The sequence below is a fragment of the Streptosporangiales bacterium genome, from assembly GCA_009379825.1.
Lineage (GTDB): Bacteria > Actinomycetota > Actinomycetes > Streptosporangiales > WHST01 > WHST01.
In genome coordinates, this window is record WHTA01000098.1 from 1 (window position 1) to 16,875 (window position 16,875).

16 protein-coding genes are annotated in these 16,875 nt (G+C 70.4%); 6 read left to right on the forward strand and 10 right to left on the reverse strand.

From position 1 onward, the window contains the following. From GEV07_27760 to GEV07_27775, 4 genes are all read right to left on the reverse strand, one after another. Positions 1-1,355: hypothetical protein (locus GEV07_27760; GenBank protein MQA06353.1), on the reverse strand; the 1,355-nt coding region annotated here is incomplete at its 3' end. Positions 1,356-1,373: 18 nt separating this feature from the next. Beyond that, on the reverse strand, positions 1,374-2,708 hold the full coding sequence (locus tag GEV07_27765; GenBank protein ID MQA06354.1) for an MFS transporter: 1,335 nt from the start codon (positions 2,706-2,708) through the stop codon (positions 1,374-1,376). A gap of 124 nt (positions 2,709-2,832) precedes the next feature. Further along, entirely contained in the window at positions 2,833-4,860 is a 2,028-nt protein-coding gene (locus GEV07_27770) for a SpoIIE family protein phosphatase (protein MQA06355.1), read from the reverse strand. 5 nt (positions 4,861-4,865) lie between these two features. After that, positions 4,866-5,753 (reverse strand): flap endonuclease, encoded by an 888-nt coding sequence (locus GEV07_27775; GenBank protein ID MQA06356.1) that lies wholly within the window; start codon positions 5,751-5,753, stop codon positions 4,866-4,868. A gap of 69 nt (positions 5,754-5,822) precedes the next feature. Between GEV07_27775 and GEV07_27780 the strand changes: the two genes are divergently transcribed. Together GEV07_27780 and GEV07_27785 are read left to right on the forward strand one after the other, a co-directional pair. Further along, positions 5,823-6,947 (forward strand): M24 family metallopeptidase, encoded by a 1,125-nt coding sequence (locus tag GEV07_27780; GenBank protein ID MQA06357.1) that lies wholly within the window; start codon positions 5,823-5,825, stop codon positions 6,945-6,947. Between the two features lie 4 nt (positions 6,948-6,951). Then, on the forward strand, positions 6,952-8,100 hold the full coding sequence (locus GEV07_27785; GenBank protein ID MQA06358.1) for an acyl-CoA dehydrogenase: 1,149 nt from the start codon (positions 6,952-6,954) through the stop codon (positions 8,098-8,100). Positions 8,101-8,260: 160 nt separating this feature from the next. On the opposite strand, the gene GEV07_27790 is transcribed toward GEV07_27785, so the two are convergent. Further along, positions 8,261-8,566 (reverse strand): hypothetical protein, encoded by a 306-nt coding sequence (locus GEV07_27790; GenBank protein ID MQA06359.1) that lies wholly within the window; start codon positions 8,564-8,566, stop codon positions 8,261-8,263. 68 nt (positions 8,567-8,634) lie between these two features. Between GEV07_27790 and GEV07_27795 the strand changes: the two genes are divergently transcribed. The 4 genes from GEV07_27795 to GEV07_27810 all read left to right on the forward strand — a co-directional run bounded on the left by GEV07_27795 (position 8,635) and on the right by GEV07_27810 (position 12,445). Further along, the gene (locus GEV07_27795) at positions 8,635-9,075 is read left to right on the forward strand and encodes a winged helix-turn-helix transcriptional regulator (GenBank protein MQA06360.1); all 441 of its coding nucleotides are present in this window, start codon (positions 8,635-8,637) and stop codon (positions 9,073-9,075) included. A gap of 537 nt (positions 9,076-9,612) precedes the next feature. Continuing rightward, a complete protein-coding gene (lnt, locus tag GEV07_27800) occupies positions 9,613-11,178 on the forward strand; it encodes an apolipoprotein N-acyltransferase (protein ID MQA06361.1) in 1,566 nt (521 codons plus the stop codon). A gap of 29 nt (positions 11,179-11,207) precedes the next feature. Continuing rightward, positions 11,208-11,921 carry a glycosyltransferase gene (locus tag GEV07_27805; GenBank protein ID MQA06362.1) on the forward strand — a complete coding sequence of 238 codons (714 nt, stop codon included), beginning with the start codon at positions 11,208-11,210 and terminating at the stop codon, positions 11,919-11,921. Between the two features lie 26 nt (positions 11,922-11,947). Further along, entirely contained in the window at positions 11,948-12,445 is a 498-nt protein-coding gene (locus tag GEV07_27810; GenBank protein MQA06363.1) for an FxsA family protein, read from the forward strand. A 6-nt stretch (positions 12,446-12,451) separates the two neighbouring features. Here the strand turns inward: GEV07_27810 and GEV07_27815 are convergent, their stop codons facing one another. The 5 genes from GEV07_27815 to GEV07_27835 all read right to left on the reverse strand — a co-directional run bounded on the left by GEV07_27815 (position 12,452) and on the right by GEV07_27835 (position 16,561). Continuing rightward, on the reverse strand, positions 12,452-12,802 hold the full coding sequence (locus GEV07_27815) for a hypothetical protein (protein ID MQA06364.1): 351 nt from the start codon (positions 12,800-12,802) through the stop codon (positions 12,452-12,454). Between the two features lie 63 nt (positions 12,803-12,865). Continuing rightward, a complete protein-coding gene (locus GEV07_27820; protein ID MQA06365.1) occupies positions 12,866-14,038 on the reverse strand; it encodes a pyridoxal phosphate-dependent aminotransferase in 1,173 nt (390 codons plus the stop codon). Positions 14,039-14,048: 10 nt separating this feature from the next. Continuing rightward, entirely contained in the window at positions 14,049-15,401 is a 1,353-nt protein-coding gene (locus GEV07_27825; GenBank protein ID MQA06366.1) for an MFS transporter, read from the reverse strand. Next, positions 15,398-16,096: a glycerophosphodiester phosphodiesterase gene (locus GEV07_27830; protein MQA06367.1), complete on the reverse strand. Its 699-nt coding sequence runs from the start codon at positions 16,094-16,096 to the stop codon at positions 15,398-15,400. The genes GEV07_27825 and GEV07_27830 overlap by 4 nt, the downstream gene beginning before the upstream one ends. A gap of 165 nt (positions 16,097-16,261) precedes the next feature. Continuing rightward, positions 16,262-16,561, reverse strand: a complete 300-nt coding sequence (locus GEV07_27835; protein MQA06368.1) for a hypothetical protein — start codon at positions 16,559-16,561, stop codon at positions 16,262-16,264. Positions 16,562-16,875 lie beyond the last annotated feature (314 nt).

The following is a 16,875-nucleotide window of genomic DNA, read 5'->3' on the forward strand; positions in this document are numbered from 1 at the left end:
ACCTGAAAAATGGTGGGCTGGGGTGACCTGGTTCGTGTTCGGTGGGTTTCTTCGAGCGTGGTCTTCCCGGGTGGCTCTTCACGCGGCCAGTGCACCGATCTTGACCAGGTTGTGGGCGAAGATGCCGTGTCCGCACCAGGTTCGGGTACCGTCGATACCGGTGAGTTCGGTGCGGTTCCAGCCGTAGCTGCGTTTGATGTGGTTGATTCGTCCTTCGGATCCGGTGCGCCATTTGACCTTGTCGCGGAAGGCTCGTTGGTGTTCGTGTCCTGACGCTCGCCGGCCTGCCCGGCGAGTTGTCGTACCGCCTCGACGGCGTTCAGTCCACCGCCGGCGAGTCCCGGCTGACCCGCCGAGATCTGACCGCCGGACGTGTTGAGCGGCAACTCGCCGTCGTACCCGAAATCGGTGTCGAGGACGAACTTGACACCGTCGCCGGTCGGGCAGAAGCCGACCTGCTCGATGGTGAGGAGGAGCGCGATGAGGAAGTCGTCGTAGAGGTGCAGCATCCGGATGTCGTCGGGCGTCAGCCCCGCCTGCCGCAACGCCCTCGGCCCGGCGACGGTGAAACCGGTCTCCGTGATGTCGGGTAGCTGCTGCCGGCCGTTGACGTTGGTCAGCTCGCCGTAGCCCGTCGGGTACGCGATGACGTCGAGGTCCAGTTTCCTTGCGTTGTCGGTGGACGTCACCAGGAGTCCGTTGGCGCCGTCGCACACCATGACGGAGTCGAGCATCCGCAACGGTTCCGAGACCATCTTCGAGTCCAGGTAGTCCTGCTCCGTGATCGGCTTGCGCAGCTTCTCGCAGCCGTTCGGATTCAGCAATGCATGGCGGCGTTGGGTGACGGCGAGCTTGGCCAGGGCCTGGTCCGGGTTCCCGTACTGATGCATGTACCTGCGGGTGAGCAGACCGAACGAGCCGACGGGACCCTTCAAGCCCGTCGGGTACTGGAACTCGGGGCGGTGCGCCCCGTACTCCGTGGGTGGGCTGGACGACTGTGCGTCGCTCGCCAGCACGAGCACGGTGTTGCACTGGCCGTCCCTGATGGCAGCGGCGGCTCGCGTGACGCCGCCGATGGTCGACGCGCCGCCGAGACCGTTGAGCTGCAGCCAGGTCGGGCTGAGCCCCAGCTGTTCGCACATGTAGATCGCCCAGAACGGGTTCGACGTCTCGCTCATCGTCTCGCCCACGGACAACCCGTCGATGTCGCCCAGGTCGAGACCGGTAGCCGTCAGGATCTCCTCGACCACCTCGGCGGCGAGGTCGTAGGAACTCCGGCCGGTCCGCAGACCTACTGCGGTCTCGCCGAAGGCCACGATCGCGATGTCGTTGGCGGGCTCTGCGCGTGTCGCCATCTCACTCCACTTCCGTGTTCAGTTCGCCGGTGCGTGCACTGCGGATGTGTCGTGGACACGCCCGTGTGCCGGGGTGTCCCTGTCCGTGTGTCTGCGCGCTACGGCAAGTACGCACCAGAGACAGAGCACGACGATGCCGGCGTAGAAGCCCACGGACGCCCACACCGTGCCACTCGTGGTGAGCACGAGCTGTGCGACGACGGGGATGGTGCCGAAGACCGTGCCGGCGAGCTGGTACGCCATGGAGATGCCCGTGTACCTGACCCGCACCGGGAAGGCGCCGCACATGAACCCGGCGAGGATCGCGTAGTAGCCGGACTGGGTCATGATGAACAGCCCCATGCCGACGCCGACGGCGACGGTTATCGTCGAGCCGACGAGCATGAACGTCGGCACGAGGACCACGAGCGTCGCGATCAACGAGCCCACGATGATCTTGAGAGCCCCGAACCTCCTGGCGAGGTGTGCTGCGATGGGCTGGGTGATGAACTGCACGATGGTGGTGACGAGCAGCACGTTGAGCATGGTCGAGCGCTCCATGCCGAGCTCGGTGGTCGTCCAGGAGAGCAGGAACGGGTTCTTCATGCCGCTCATCCCGATGCCGACCGCACACGCGCCTATCCCGAGGAAGACGATGCCGGGTGACACGCGGAAGACCTCTGCAATGGGCACCTTGGCCAGCTGCTTCTTGCGACGTACCTCTTCGAACTCCGGCGGGTCGTCGACCCGCAGCCGTACGACGAGCCCGATGACGACGAGCACTGCGCTGAGCAGGAACGGTACGCGCCAGCCCCAGGTAGCGAAGGCGGCGTCCGGCAGTGCCGCGACAGGGATGAAGACCAGTGTCGACAACATCGCGCCCGTCGGCGTTCCCTGCTGGGCGAAGTTGCCGAACGACACGCGCCGGTTCTTCGGCGCGCTCTCGGAGGCGATCAACACCGCACCGCCCCATTCGCCGCCGAGTGCGACACCCTGCAGCACCCGCAGCAGTGCGAGCAACAGCGGTGCGGCGACGCCGATCTGGGTGTACGTGGGCAACAGGCCGATCGCCGTCGTGCACGTGCCCATGATCAGCAACGTGGCCACCAGTGCGCGCTTGCGGCCGATGCGGTCACCGATGTGTCCGAAGAGCAGACCGCCGAGCGGCCGCCCGACGTAACCGACCCACAGGGTTGCGAACGACGCCAGTACGCCGGCACTCGAGCTGAACTCGGGGAAGAAGAGCTTGCCCAGGATCAGCCCGGTGGCCGTGGTGAAGATGAAGAAGTCGTACCACTCGATGGTTGTTCCCACGAAGGCTGCGATGCCGGCGGACCGGGCTTTTTCGCAACGCGGTGTTCTTGTCGTCGGCAGTCACGGCCGCCACCTCATCGGGACGAGAAACTTCGGCTGCGCTTCATTGAACAACCTACAGTCTCGTTATGCAAGTCTCTGGAGGACTTTTCCAGAGCTACCAGGCGGTCGGGAATGGACGGTGCTAGTCGCGGTCTTCTGGTGGGTTGGTGACGTCTAGGCGGAACCAGACGCGTTTGCCGGCATCGGAGGGTTCGGCGCCCCACGCGGCGGAGAGCTCGTCGAGCAGGCGGAGGCCGCGGCCGGACTCGGCTTCGAGGTCGAGGGTGCGGGGGGCGGGCAGGCGGTCGTCGCGGTCGCGGACCTCTACCTCGATGCCGGTGGCGGTGCGCCAGACCTGGATGTCGGCGGTGCTGCGCGCGTGCAGCAGGGCGTTGGTGACGGTCTCGCTGACGAGCAGGGCCGCGGTGTCGACCAGGCTGCCCAGGTGCCAGTCGTCGAGGACGTTGGTTAGGAAGGTCCTCGCGGCCGACACCGACTCGGGGACGTCGGTGACGGTGAAGTGTGCGTGCGTCGGTTCGTCGACGGCGGCCTGCTCGGCGCCGGCGAGGTGTACGGCGACCACGGCGATGTCGTCGGAGTGCTCGCCCGTACGGCCCATGGCCAGCAGCACGGTCTCCACGGTGCTCTCGGTGCTCGTGCCGGTGCCGGCGGTGAACCCCTCCGCGAGCTGGACGTGGCGGATGCCGGGGTCGATAGCGCGTTCCTCGACCAGCCCGTCGGTGTAGAGGAGCAGCGTGGAGCGCGGGGGTAGCGTGGTCGCGTACTCGGCGGGGCTGCCGTCGACCATGTCGAGCAACCCGAGCGGCGGCGCGGACGGGCTGTCCAGGGTGCGGACAGTGCCGTCCGCCTCGCGCAACAGCGGCGAGTGGTGCCCGGCGCGGGCGTACGTGAACGCACGGGTCTGCGGGTCGAGCACGCCGTAGAGACAGGTGACCAGCTGGACGTCGTCGAGCGACGCGACCACCTGGTCGAGGTGGGTGAGCAGCTCGCCGGGGGACAGGTTCAACACGGTGTACGCGCGCACGGCCGCCCGCAGCTGGCCCATGACCGCGGCGGCGCGGACGCCGCGGCCCATCACGTCACCGATGACGAGCGCGAGCTTGCCGTCGGGCAGCGGGGTCACGTCGTACCAGTCGCCGCCGACCTCCGTATGTGCGCTGCCGGCGATGTACCTGGCGGCCACCTCTATGCCGGGCAGCTGCGGCAACCGCTGCGGCAGCAACGCGTGCTGGAGGGTGCTCGCGACGTCGCGTTGCGCCTCGAACAGCCGCGCGTTGTCGAGCGCTACGCCGATCCGGCCGGCGGCCTCGACGGCGAACGCGATCTCGTCCGGGGTGTAGCCGCGGGTGCTGCCGAACCTGGCCAGGCTGATCGCCCCTACGACCTGCCCACGCGCCCGCATCGGCACCACGACGGCGTTGCCCTGCCGGTCGCTATCCGCGTCGTCGACGAGACCGGCGGGCACGAGCGGGAACCTGAGCAGCGTGCCGGACGTGAGCACCCGCGCCACCGGTGGCGGCGGCGCGATCTCCGCCGCCGAGGTGACCGTGCGGGAGCTCGCGGCGGACGGGCCGTGCGGCGCGTGCGTCGAGCTGGCCCTGGTAACCCGGCGCGCCATCGGGTCGTCGTCCTCGAGCACGTCGACCGCGCAGGCGTCGCCGAGCACGGGCAGCACCAGGTCGGCGGTGAGCTCGACGATGCGGTCCACGTCGAACGTCGCGGACATCTGCCCGGCGAGGTCGGAGAGCAGGTGCAGCCGCTCGGTCGCGATGGCGAGCCTGCTGCTCGCCTCGACCTCCTCGGTCGCCTCGGTGACCAGCACGCCGAGGCCGTCGGCGCCGTCCGGCAGTTCCGCCGCGAAGAACACCAGGTGGTACGCGTACGTGGCCGCCGGGTCGTAGCGGGCCGGCCAGCGCAGCAGGTGGTCGGCGGTGCGCGCCTTGCCGGCGAGCACCGCGCGCACCACCTGCTCGGCCTCCGCGTCGGTACCGGCGAAGACGTCGGTGACCAGCTGCCCGGTGAGGTCGGCGGGCGTCCGGTCGACGAGTGCCGCGACGTACGCGTTCGCCCAGACGAAGCGCAGCTCGCGGTCCAGGTAGGCGAGGCCGAACGGGGCCTCGTCGAGAACGCCGGCGGCGGGCACGCCCATCGCTGCTACCGGTGGCCCAACGCGGTCAGCACCCGGTTGAGCGGGCTGTCCAGGCCCCAGCGCTCACCGAGCTTCACCAGCCGCTGCGGGTCGGCGGGCTCGGCCGGAAGTGCCGGGTCGTGATCGGGTACGGGGGCGTCGGTCGCGACCTGTACGACCTGCGGTGCGACCGCGAGGTAGTCGCGGGCGGCGGCGAGCTTGGTCGCCGTGCCCTTCGGCAGCGACCCGGCGTCGGCGGCGGCGAGCATGGCGGCGAGGTCGCCGTACTTGCGGATCAGGTCGGCGGCGGTGCGTTCCCCGACGCCGGAGACCCCGGGCAGGCCGTCGCTCGGATCGCCGCGCAGGCACGCGAAGTCGGCGTACGTGGCGCCGCTGACGTCGTACTTCTGCCGCAGCCACTCGTCGTCGACGACCTGCAGCTTGAGCACCCCGCGACCGATGTAGAGCACCCGCACCTGGCGGTCGTCGTCGACGACCTGGAACAGGTCGCGGTCGCCTGAGACCACCTCCACCAAGGTGGTGGCGCGGGCGGCGAGTGTGCCGATGACGTCGTCCGCCTCGTACCCGTGGACGCCGATGCGTGGAATGCCGAGTGCGTCGAGGCACTCCTCGATGACCGGCACCTGGGGGAGGAGGGTGGCCGGCACGTCCTCATCGCCGTTCCACTTCGCACGGTGCGCCTTGTAGCTCGGCAACAGCGCCACCCGGAACTCCGGCCGCCAGCTGGCGTCCATGCACGCCACCAGGCCCGCCGGTCCGCGGGTCCGTACCAGGTACGCGATGTTGTCGAGGAAGCCGCGGACGGCGTTGACCGGCGTGCCGTCGGGCGCGGTGATCTTCTCCGGTACCCCGTAGAAGGCGCGGAAGTACATGGAGGCCGAGTCGAGCAGCATCAGGGAGCCGGCTGAGTCCGTCATGGCAGCATGGTGTCACGCCGACCGGGTGGTTGTAGATTGTGACGTGTGAGTACTCGGACGTCCTACTTTCCCGTTGACCAACGGCTCGAGCAGGTGCGAGAGGCGACGGCGCGAGTCGGCATAGGTGCCCTCCTCGTGTCGCCGAGCTCCGACCTGCGCTACCTCACCGGCTACGCCGCGGTGCCGCTGGAGCGCCTCACCTGTCTGGTCGTGCCCGCCGAGGGCAAGCCACGCCTGGTGGTGCCACGGCTGGAGCAGCCGGCCGCGGAGGCGTCGCCGGCGGGCGGCTCCGGGTTGGACATCATCGGCTGGGACGAGACCGACGACCCGTACGCCGTCGTGGCGTCGTTGCTGTCCCCGCGGGTCGAGACCGTCGCGGTGGACAACCACATGTGGGCGGAGAAGGTGCTGCGCCTGCAGGAGGCGATGCCGAACGTGACGCAGCTGCTTGCCGGCGAGGTGCTCGGCCCGATGCGGATCGTCAAGTCCGGCGAGGAGGTCGCTGCCCTGCGAGAGGCGGGCGCGGCGATCGACCGGGTGCACGCGCGCATGGGCGAGTGGCTGGTGGCCGGCCGTACCGAGCGGGCGGTGGGCGCCGACATCGAGGCGGCGATACTCGCCGAGGGGCACGAGCGGGTCGACTTCGTCATCGTCGGGTCAGGACCGAACGGCGCGAGCCCGCACCACGAGGTGTCCGACCGGGTGATCGCGGACGGCGACGCGGTCGTCGTGGACATCGGCGGCACCATGCCGTCCGGGTACTGCTCCGACTGCACGAGGACGTACGCGGTGGGCCGCCCGCCGGCGGAGTTCGGCGAGTGCTACGCGGTGCTGCGCGACGCCCAGGAGGCGGCCTGTGCCGCGGTACGTCCTGGGGTGACCGCGGAGTCGGTGGACGCCGCCGCCCGCAACATCATCGCCGACGCCGGTTACGGCGACTACTTCATCCACCGCACCGGGCACGGCATCGGTCTCGACACGCACGAGCTGCCGTACCTGGTGGCGGGCAACGACCTTGCCCTCGAACCCGGCATGGTCTTCTCCGTGGAGCCCGGCATCTACCTGCCGGGCAAGCACGGCGCCAGGATCGAGGACATCGTCGTCGTCACCGAGGACGGTGGCGAGCGGCTCAACGAGGTCGGCAGGGACCTGGTACTTCTCCCGGAGTAACGCGATGAACGTAGAACGTCTGTTGCCGACGCCGGAGGCGGCGGCCCTGCTCGAGCTGGTGCACGAGGTCGCCGACCGGGAGATCCGGCCGCGTGTGGAGCCCGACGAGGCCGCTCACCGGTTCCCGCGGGACCTGCTGCGAACGCTGGGTGGCCTCGGTCTGCTCGGCCTGCCGTACCCCGAGGAGCACGGCGGGGGCGGGCAGCCGTACGAGGTCTACCTGCAGGTGTTGGAGGAGCTGGCCAGGTCATGGCTGACCGTCGGTATCAGCGTGAGCGTGCACACGCTGGCGTGCTACCCGGTCGCCGAGTACGGCTCGTCCGAGCAGCGTGCGCGCTGGCTGCCGGAGATGCTCGCCGGTGACCTGCTCGGCGCTTACTGCCTGTCCGAGCCGGAATCGGGCTCGGACGCGGCCGCGCTGCGGACGCGGGCGACTCTCGACGGTGGCGAGTACGTACTGAACGGCACGAAGGCGTGGATCACGCACAGCGGCCTGGCGGACTGGTACTCGCTGATGGCGCGTACCAGCGACACCGGCAGCCACGGCATCTCCTGTCTCGTCGTGCCGGGTGACGCGGCCGGGCTGTCCGGCGGCGCGCCTGAGCGCAAGATGGGCATGGGTGCGTCGCTGACCGCGCAGGTGCTGCTGGACGACGTGCGGGTGCCTGCGGACCGGTTGATCGGCGCCGAGGGGCAGGGCTTCACCATCGCGCTCTCCGCGCTGGACGCGGGGCGGCTGGGCATCGCCGCCTGTTCCGTCGGTCTCGCGCAGGCGGCGCTGGACACCGCGCTCGCGTACGCGAAGGAACGCCGCCAGTTCGGCCAGCCGATCGTCGACTTCCAGGGCGTCGGCTTCATGCTCGCCGACATGGCCGCCGCGGTCGAGGCGGCGCGTGCGCTCTACCTGCACGCGGCCAGGCGCAAGGACGCCGGCATGTCGTACACCCGGGAGGCGGCGATGGCGAAGCTGGTGGCGTCCGACAGCGCGATGCGGGTAACCACCGACGCGGTGCAGGTGCTCGGCGGGTACGGCTACGTACAGGACTTCCCGGTCGAGCGCTACATGCGCGAGGCGAAGGTGCTGCAGATCGTGGAAGGCACCAGCCAGATCCAGCGGCTGGTGATCTCCCGCCGCTTGGTCAAGGAATCCTGACCCGCGCTCCGGCCGACCGGATCTCGCTGCCCGACCGCAGCTGCGACCTGGACAAGGTGCTCGACCTTCGGCGGGGCCGCGGCCGCCGAGGTGGACCCGCGGCCGAGCGTGGCCCGCAGCGACCTGTTGGTCCTTGGGGAGCCGTGACCCGCGGGGGCAGTCAGACCTGGATGTCGGGCGCGACCTGCCGCAGGGCGCTACGGACGATGGCGGCGTCGTCCTGCAGGCCGAGCGGGCTGTCCGCGTCGTGCTCGGCGTCCTCCACGTCGACGACGTAGAGCACGGCGTCGGCCAACGTGGCGCGCTTGGTGTCGTCGAGGTCGTCCCAGCGCCCCAGCGCCGTCGACAGCGCGGTGAACAGCTGCTCCGCCTGCTCGGCGAGGTAGCCGGCCTTGGCCTGCTCGTCGATCTCGGCGCGGTGCGTGTCGAGCCGCTCGCGGAGCTCGGCGACGTCGTGCTCGGCCATCGGACCCCCTTACCTGATCTGCTCGTTGCACGCATCCTCCCACGGCCGGGTGAGCTACCCTCCGCGGTGTGGAAGACGTGGATCGCCAGATCGTCCAGCTGCTCGCAGCGGACGGCCGCACGAGCTACACCGAGCTCGCCCGCCGCACCGGGTTGTCCGTTTCCGCCGTGCACCAGCGGGTGCGCCGGCTGGAGGAGCGCGGCGTCATCACCGGCTACACGGTGGTGGTGGACTGGGAGCAGATCGGCCTGCCGCTGACCGCGTTCATCTCCGTACGTCCGATCGACCCGGCCGCTCCCGACGACACCGCCGAACGGCTCGCCGGGCTGCCGGAGATCGAGGCGTGCCACAGCGTCGCGGGCGAGGAGTCGTACATCCTCAAGGTGCGGGTGGAGTCGCCGGTCGCGCTCGAAGGGCTGCTCGCGCGGATCAGGAGCGCGGCGAACGTCACCACCCGCACGACCGTCGTGCTGTCCACGCCGTACGAGGGGCGTTCGCCCGCCGTGTGAGGTCGACGTCAAGTCCGCCACGCCGGGCGAACGGTCAATTCTTCGACAAAGCTGCGCCAGGAACGGTCGCGGATATCACTCACTGACCTGCTGCTTTGCGTGTTTTCCCAGGTCATGGCGGAGTTGACAGCGGCACGGGTGGGAGAGCTAACGTCACCCAGTCCACCGCGGACATCTCAACTCGAAGACCCTGATCTCAGCGAGCGCCTGCGCAGTGGCGCGATGCGAATCGGAGGGGGTGTCGACGCCGAGCACCAGGTGCACGGCGCGCTGGAAGTGCGGTCTTCGACGTCCGGGGGGTGGCGACCAAGAAGGGCCCGCGCACCCAGTAGACAACGGTCGTCGGTCGGCAGCCGGTCGGCAGGCGGTCGGTCCGAAGGGCTCGCGCGGGCCTTTCTCACGCCCGCACCGGCCGACGGGTGCGGCGGCACCGCCGAACGGATACCGAAGCGGCGCCGAAGGGCGCTGTCCATGGCATCTTTGATCCGGGTACGTTTGACCGATGCCCGTTCGTTCCCGCCACCGAAGTGACGCGTCATGAGCCAGGCAGTGGCCGAACCGACCGACGAGGTCGCCGAGGCCCCGGTCGCCGGGACACGCGGCAGGCTCCCGCTGCCGGTCGCCGCCGCACTGGCCGTCGCAGGCGGGTTGTTGACGCTCCTCGCGTTCCCGCCGACGTACTGGTGGCCGACCGCGCCGCTGGGCGTCGCCGCGTTGACGTTCGCCGTCTACGGCCAGCGCCCGCGGGTGGGTGCGCTGCTCGGCCTGCTCTACGGGGTGGCGTTCTTCCCGGTGCTGCTGTTCTGGGTCCGGGTGGTCGGCTACGACGCCTGGGCGGTGCTGAGTCTGATCGAGGCGCTCTACCTCGCCGGCATGGGCGCGCTGCTCGCCGTCGCCGTGCGGCTGCCGTACTGGCCGGCCTGGACGGCCTGCCTGTGGGTCGGGCAGGAGTTCGTACGTGGCAGGTTCCCGCTCGGCGGGTTCAGCTGGGGGCGGCTGGCGTTCGCCGCGGCCGACTCCCCGTACACCCAGCTGGCGGCCGTGGGTGGCGCCGTCACCGTGACGTTCGCGGTGGCGCTGACCGGTGGCCTCGTCGTCTGGTCGGTGCGGTACTTCCTGTCGGGCAGCGTCCGGCCGGGCATGGTCGCGGCCGCGGGTGCGGTAGCGGTGACGCTCGTCGGCCTGGTCGTGCCGCAGCCGGCCGCGACCGGCAAGAGCATGACCGTCGCCGTGATCCAGGGCAACGTGCCGCGCGTCGGCCTGAACTTCCTCGGCCAGCGGGAGGCGGTGCTGCGCAACCACGCGGCCGCCACGCACGAGCTCGCCGACGACATCGACGCCGGCAAGGTGCCGCGGCCGGACTTCGTCGTCTGGCCGGAGAACGCCAGCGACGTCAACCCGTTCGCTGACCCAGGCGCGAGGAAGATCATCGAGGACGCCGTCGCCGACGTCGGCGCGCCGGTACTCGTCGGCACCCTGGTGGAGACCGACGACGGCAAGGACCTGGAGAACACCGGCATCGTCTGGGACCCCGAGGAGGGGCCGGGCGATCGGTACGTGAAGCAGCACCTGGTGCCGTTCGGCGAGTACGTGCCGTTCCGGCCGATCATGACGAAGCTGGTCGGCCGGCTGGACCAGATCCCCAGGGACATGCGGCCGGGCACGAGCCCCAAGCCGGTGTCCATCGGCGGCTACCAGGTCGGCGACGTGATGTGCTTCGACGTCGCGTTCGACGACGCGGTGCAGAAGTCGATGGCAGGCGCCGGGCTGCTGACCGTCCAGACCAACAACGCGACGTATGGCGGCACGCTGCAGCTCGAGCAGCAGTTCGCCGTGTCGCGCCTGCGGGCGGTGGAGTACGGCCGGCCGGTGGCCGTCGCCGCCACCAGTGGGATCAGCGGTGTCATCGAGCCGGACGGCGAGGTGCGCGCGAAGACCGGTCAGTTCACCCGCGCCGTGCTCGTGGAGCGGCTGCCGGTGGTGACCGAGCAGACGCTCGCGCAGCGGCTGGGGCCGTGGCCGGAGCGGTTGTTCGTCCTCGTCGGCCTCGGTGCGGTCGGCGCAGCTGTCTACCTACGCAGGAGGAGGGTGCAGGGCACGTGACCTCGGGGGATCGGACCGGGCACGATCGGGTGCTGGTCGTCACACCGACCTACAACGAGCGGGCGACGCTGTCGGGTGTCGTGCAGCGGCTGCGCACCTCGGCGCCGGAGGCGGACGTGCTGGTCGTCGACGACGCCAGCCCGGACGGCACCGGCGAGATCGCGGACCGGCTCGCCGGCGACGACCGACAGGTGCACGTGTTGCACCGAAACAGCAAGGACGGCCTCGGGCGCGCGTACGTCGCGGGGTTCGAGTGGGGCCTCGAACGCGGGTACGACGTGCTCGTGGCGATGGACGCGGACGGCTCGCACCAGCCCGAGCAGCTGCGTCGGCTGCTGACGGCGCTCGACGACGCGGACGTCGTGATCGGCTCGCGCTGGGTGCCGGGCGGCGTGGTGCGGAACTGGCCGCTGCGCCGGGAGCTGCTGTCGCGCGGCGCGAACGTCTACGCGCGGCTCGCGTTGGGCATCCCCGTGCGGGACGCGACCGCCGGGTACCGCGCCTACCGGTCCGTGGTGCTGGACAAGATCGGCATCGCGGAGGTCGCCTCGCAGGGCTACTGCTTCCAGATCGACCTCGTGCTGCGGGCGCTGCGCGCCGGGTCGCGGGTCGTGGAGGTCCCGATCGAGTTCGTGGAACGTGCCGAGGGGACGAGCAAGATGAGCGGCCACGTCGTCGCCGAGGCGCTGACCAGGGTCACGCTGTGGGGCCTGCGGCACCCGTTCGGCGGCGGCCGCAGATGACCGGCCGTCCGGCGTAGGCTGGACGGATGCGGCGGTTGCTCTTGGCGTTGGGTGCGGCGGGTGTCGTCGTGCTCGAGGTCGCCGTGCTCGTACAGGTCGCCCAGCTGATCGGCTGGTGGACGCTGCTGCTGCTGATCGCCACCAGCGTGCTCGGCGGCTGGCTGATGAAGCGCGCGGGTGTGCGCACCCTCGCGGCGCTGCGCGACGCGATGCAGAGCGGCGAGGCGCTGGACAGGAAGCTCGCGGACGGCGGCGTCGTGCTTGCCGGCGGGTTGCTGATGGTGCTGCCGGGGTTCGTCACGGACGTGCTCGGCGCGCTGCTCGCGCTGCCGGTGACCAGGCCGCTGGCCACCCGGGTGTTCCTCGGGGTGCTCGGGCGGCGGCTGGCCGACCTGGAACGCGCCGTGCCGCCGGGTATGGGTGGGTTCGGCCCGTCGACGGACGGGCAGTACTCGCAGGAGCCTGGCCCCGTGGTGCAGGGCAAGGTGGTGTCCCGCGACGAGACCGGCGAGGACGGCGGCTAGGCCGTCCTACGCGCTCTGCTTGCCGCCGCGGTCGCGCCGCAGCACTTGCAGGCGCTCCTCGAGCAGCTCTTCCAGCTCCTCGATGGACCGCCGCTCGAGCAGCATGTCCCAGTGGGTGCGTTGTGGCTTGGCTCGCTTCGGCTCGTCCCGCTCGCCGTCGCGCCGGTACGCCACCGCGCCGCAGGTGCGGCACTCCCAGGTCGAAGGGATCTCCGCCTCGGCCGCGAACGTCACGGCCACGGTGTGCCCGGACGAGCAGTCGAACGCGATCTCCTGCCGTGGCGCGAGCTCGGTGTCGCGGTCGTCCTCGTAGCTCATCGCCCCAAGGCGAGTGCCCCGAAGGGAACGCTCCGCCATTTGCGTCTCCTCCCGCCGCCGGTGTCACTGTGTACAACGAGCGAACGGCCAACAGGATTCCCTCTATATGGAACCGGCTCGTAGTCCTTGCAGCCGGCGCACTGCTTCCCGCAGGACGTCGGGTCGTTTCGCGAACGCCCAACGTACCAGGTGCCGGCCGGCATCGTGATCGTCGTAGAAGACCTGGTGGGGTACGGCGACCACGCCGCAGCGTTTGGGCATCTCCCGGCAGAGGTCGAGGCCGTCGGCGAAGCCGAGCGGCCGCACGTCGGTGGTGACGAAGTACGTGCCCGCGGGGCGGTACACCTCGAAGCCGACGTCGGCGAGCCCGTCGCACAGCAGGTCGCGCCGCATCCACATGCCGTCGTTGAGCTCGGCGTAGTACTCGTCCGGCTGGCGCAGGGCCTCGGCGACGGCGAGCTGGAACGGGCCGCTCGCGGTGAAGGTGAGGAACTGCTTCGCGGTGGCGACCGCGCGCACCAGGTCGGCGGGCGCGCACACCCAGCCGACCTTCCAGCCGGTGACGGCGAACGTCTTGCCGCCGGACGACACGGAGACGGTGCGCTCGCGCATGCCGGGCAGCGAGGCGATCGGGATGTGCTCGCCGTCGTAGACGAGGTGCTCGTAGACCTCGTCGGTGACGACCAGCAGGTCGTGCTCCTGCGCGACGTCGGCGATCGCCGTGAGGTCGGCGCGCGACAGCACCGCGCCGGTGGGGTTGTGCGGGCTGTTCAACAGCAGCACCCGCGTCTGCGGGGTGATCGCGGCGCGCAGCGCGTCGTGGTCCAGCGCGAAGTCGGGGGGCCGCAGGGTCACCGGCACGCGGTTGCCGCCGGCCAGCGCGATACCCGCGACGTACGAGTCGTAGTACGGCTCCAGGGCGACCACGTCGCTGCCCGGTTCGACGAGCGCGAGCAGCGCCGCCGCGATGGCCTCGGTCGCGCCCGCGGTGACCAGGATCTCGCCGTCCGGGTCGTAGTCGAGACCGTAGAACCGGTTGCGGTGCTCGGCGACCGCTGCGCGCAGCGCGGGGAAGCCGGCGCCGGGCGCGTACTGGTTCGCCTCGTGGTCGGTGATCGCGGCGGCCGCCCTGGTCAGCACCGGGTCGGGTCCGTCGGTGTCGGGGAAGCCCTGGCCGAGGTTGATCGAGTCGGTCTGCGCGGCGAGCTTGGACATCTCCGTGAAGATGGTGGTGCCAAGCCCGCGCAGCCGCTCGACGAGTACGTCTCGTTGCATGGGGACGAGGCTATATCTTGTCCGGCACCGGGTTGCCGGCCTCACGTACCGCGCGCGGCAGGTTGGTCGCGGCGAGCAGCACGAAGCCGACCACGAAGAAGACCACGAGCGAGACGATCGCGGACCGGTAAGAACCGGTGACCTGCAGGGCGAGACCGAAGACCAGCGGGCCGATCCAGCTGGTGCCCTTGTCGCTGATCTCGTAGAAGCCGAAGAACTCCGCCTCCCGGCCGCGCGGGATCAGCAGCGAGAACAACGACCGCGACAGCGCCTGGCTGCCGCCGAGGACGATGGCGATCGCCGCGCCGAGCAGGTAGAACTGGGTGGCCGCGCCGGTCTCGAGGAAGTACGCGACGACCACGACAGCCGTCCACAGCACCAGGCTGGCGAGCACCACTCGCTTGGTGCCGAACAGCTGCGCGAGCTTGCCGAGCAACAGCGCGCCGACGAACGCCATGAACTGCACCAGCAGGATGGTGGAGATCAGCACGCTCTGCCCGAGCTCCAGCTCCTCCGAGCCGTAGACGCTCGCCAGCGAGATCACCGTCTGGATGCCGTCGTTGTAGAGCAGGAACGCGGCGAGGAACAGCAGCGTGCGCGGTTGGTGGCGCAGGCTCGCGATGGTGCGGCCGAGCTGCCGGAAGCCGGCGCTGAGTGGTCGGCCCCGTTCGACGTGCACCGGCCGCCGGTTGCGCAGCGTCCGGAGCGGGATCACGGTGAACGCGGCCCACCAGATGCCCGCGGAGAGCAGGCAGATACGTACGGCGTCGCCCTCGCCGATGCCGAGCCGGTCGTGGCCGAGGAACAGCGCGAGGTTCAGGCCGAGCAGCAGGGCACCGCCGAGATAGCCGAACGCCCAGCCGCGCGACGAGACCCGGTCGCGCTCGTCCACGGTGGCGATGTCGTTGAGGAACGAGTTGTAGACGACGACGGATGCGCCGAGCGCGGTGTTGCCGAGCAGGAACAGGATGCCGCCGAGCAGGTAGCGGTCGCCGGCGAGGAAGAACATCAGCGCGGTGCACAGCGCGCCGGCGTAGGCGAGCGCCGCGAGCAGCTCCCGCTTGTGTGCGGACCGGTCGGCGATCGTGCCGGTGATCGGCAGCACGAGCACCTGGATCACCGTCGCCGCCGAGACGACGTAGGGGAAGAACGAGCCCGCGGTGACCGGGATGCCGAGCGGGTGCACCAGGCCGTCCGCACCGGCCGCGGTCCGCGTGACACTGGTCAGGTACGGGCCGAGGAACACCGTGAGTACGGTCGTCGGGAAGACCGAGTTCGCCCAGTCGTAGAAGTACCAGCCGCGTTGCTGACGACGGCGCTGCTTCGCGGGGACCGTCGCGGCGTACTCCTCGGCCGCTTTCACGTCGTGTCCGCCCGGGGCGCCCACAGCCCGCGCTCGGCGAGGACCGCGCGTAGCGTCTCGGTCTCGTCGGTGATGATGCCGTCGACGCCGAGGTCGATCAGGCGCTCCATCTCCGTGCGCGTGTTGACCGTCCAGACGTGGACCTGCGCGCCCATGGCGTGCAGCAGCTCGACGAACGCGGGGGTGACGACGGTGAGCGCACCGAACTGGGCGGGCACCTGCGCACACCCGACGTTGCGCGGTGCCGTGCCGGCGAGCACACGGCCGGAGCAGGCGAGGCGCAGTCGCGCCGTCTCGGCTCGCCCGGTGGATGTGCACAGCCGCGGGCCGAGTGCGCGGCGGATGCGCCGCAGCCGGGCGTCGGAGAACGACGCCACGCAGATGCGGTCGTAGCAGTCCAGCCGCCGCACCAGGTCGACCAGCGGCTGCACGGCGTTGTCGGCCTTGACGTCGATGTTGACCCGCACGTCCGGCCACGCCGTGAGCAGCTCCTCCAGCCGGGGGATCGGCTCACTGCCGCCAATGCGGGCCTGCGCGAGCGACCGCCACGGCAGGGTCGCGACCGCGCCGGTGTGGTCCGTGACCCGGTCGAGGGTGGCGTCGTGGAACGCGACGAGCACACCGTCTGCGGTCAGGTGTGCGTCGGTCTCCAGGTACCGGTAGCCGAGCGAGACGGCGTGCTCGAACGCCGCCATCGAGTTCTCCAGCCCCTCGAACGCACCGCCGCGGTGCGCGAACGCCAGCAGGCCGTCGTGCTCGAGGTAGGGGAACCGTGCCACCTGACGATCCTGGCAGGTGGCACGGTGGACCGCACGTCGCCCCGCCGCGGGCGCACCTCGGCGCGCTCCGCGGGGTCGGGCTCAGCCCTCCTGCGGTGTCTCCGGCGCGTCCGGCGCTACGAAGAACTGCACGCTGCCGTCCTCCTCGACCGCCGCGTCCAGGGTGCGGTCGTTGAGCAGCGTTGCCGCGTCGCCGGCCAGGTAGACGCGCGCGCCCTGGTTCTCGACGACCTGGTCGCCGTCGGTGGCCTCCGGTGCGAGGGCCAGCGAAAGCGTCTCCTCGTCGCTGGTCGCGATGCGTACGCCTGTGGTTTCTGGGGTCTCCGTCGTCGACGCCAGCTGGCGGATGACGGACACGGCATTATCAGTGAGTGCCAACACGGCAGACTCCTCAGGGTTGTCGGGCAGACGAGATATCCAGATGTGGCCGGCACGTGGCCACTGCTCGCCACGGCCCGCTCGGCGGGTCGACATGTATCGAATGGAGGGTGCCCGAAAACGACCCGCCTCAGTTACTCCACCGTTTCGCAGGATGGCCAGCGAGTCAAATTCCGGGGGTTGTCCCGGCGGTCGTAGAACTTGAAGGTGGCGGTCCCCCGCCTGAGGCCTGCCGAGTGGTAGGTCCTCTGGTGAACCGCCAAGTACACCGAAGAAGGAAGGGGACCGCTGTGAGCAAGACCTACCAGAAGAAGGAC

Coding starts and splice junctions, on each gene's coding strand:
- GEV07_27770 (MQA06355.1), bottom strand. CDS start 4,860: ATGGGCGTGCCCGCCGCCGGCGTTCTCGACGAGGCCCCGTTCGGCCTC.
- GEV07_27775 (MQA06356.1), bottom strand. CDS start 5,753: ATGCTGCTCGACTCGGCCTCCATGTACTTCCGCGCCTTCTACGGGGTA.
- GEV07_27785 (MQA06358.1), top strand. CDS start 6,952: ATGAACGTAGAACGTCTGTTGCCGACGCCGGAGGCGGCGGCCCTGCTC.
- GEV07_27790 (MQA06359.1), bottom strand. CDS start 8,566: ATGGCCGAGCACGACGTCGCCGAGCTCCGCGAGCGGCTCGACACGCAC.
- lnt (MQA06361.1), top strand. CDS start 9,613: ATGAGCCAGGCAGTGGCCGAACCGACCGACGAGGTCGCCGAGGCCCCG.
- GEV07_27810 (MQA06363.1), top strand. CDS start 11,948: ATGCGGCGGTTGCTCTTGGCGTTGGGTGCGGCGGGTGTCGTCGTGCTC.
- GEV07_27815 (MQA06364.1), bottom strand. CDS start 12,802: ATGGCGGAGCGTTCCCTTCGGGGCACTCGCCTTGGGGCGATGAGCTAC.
- GEV07_27820 (MQA06365.1), bottom strand. CDS start 14,038: ATGCAACGAGACGTACTCGTCGAGCGGCTGCGCGGGCTTGGCACCACC.
- GEV07_27830 (MQA06367.1), bottom strand. CDS start 16,096: ATGGCGGCGTTCGAGCACGCCGTCTCGCTCGGCTACCGGTACCTGGAG.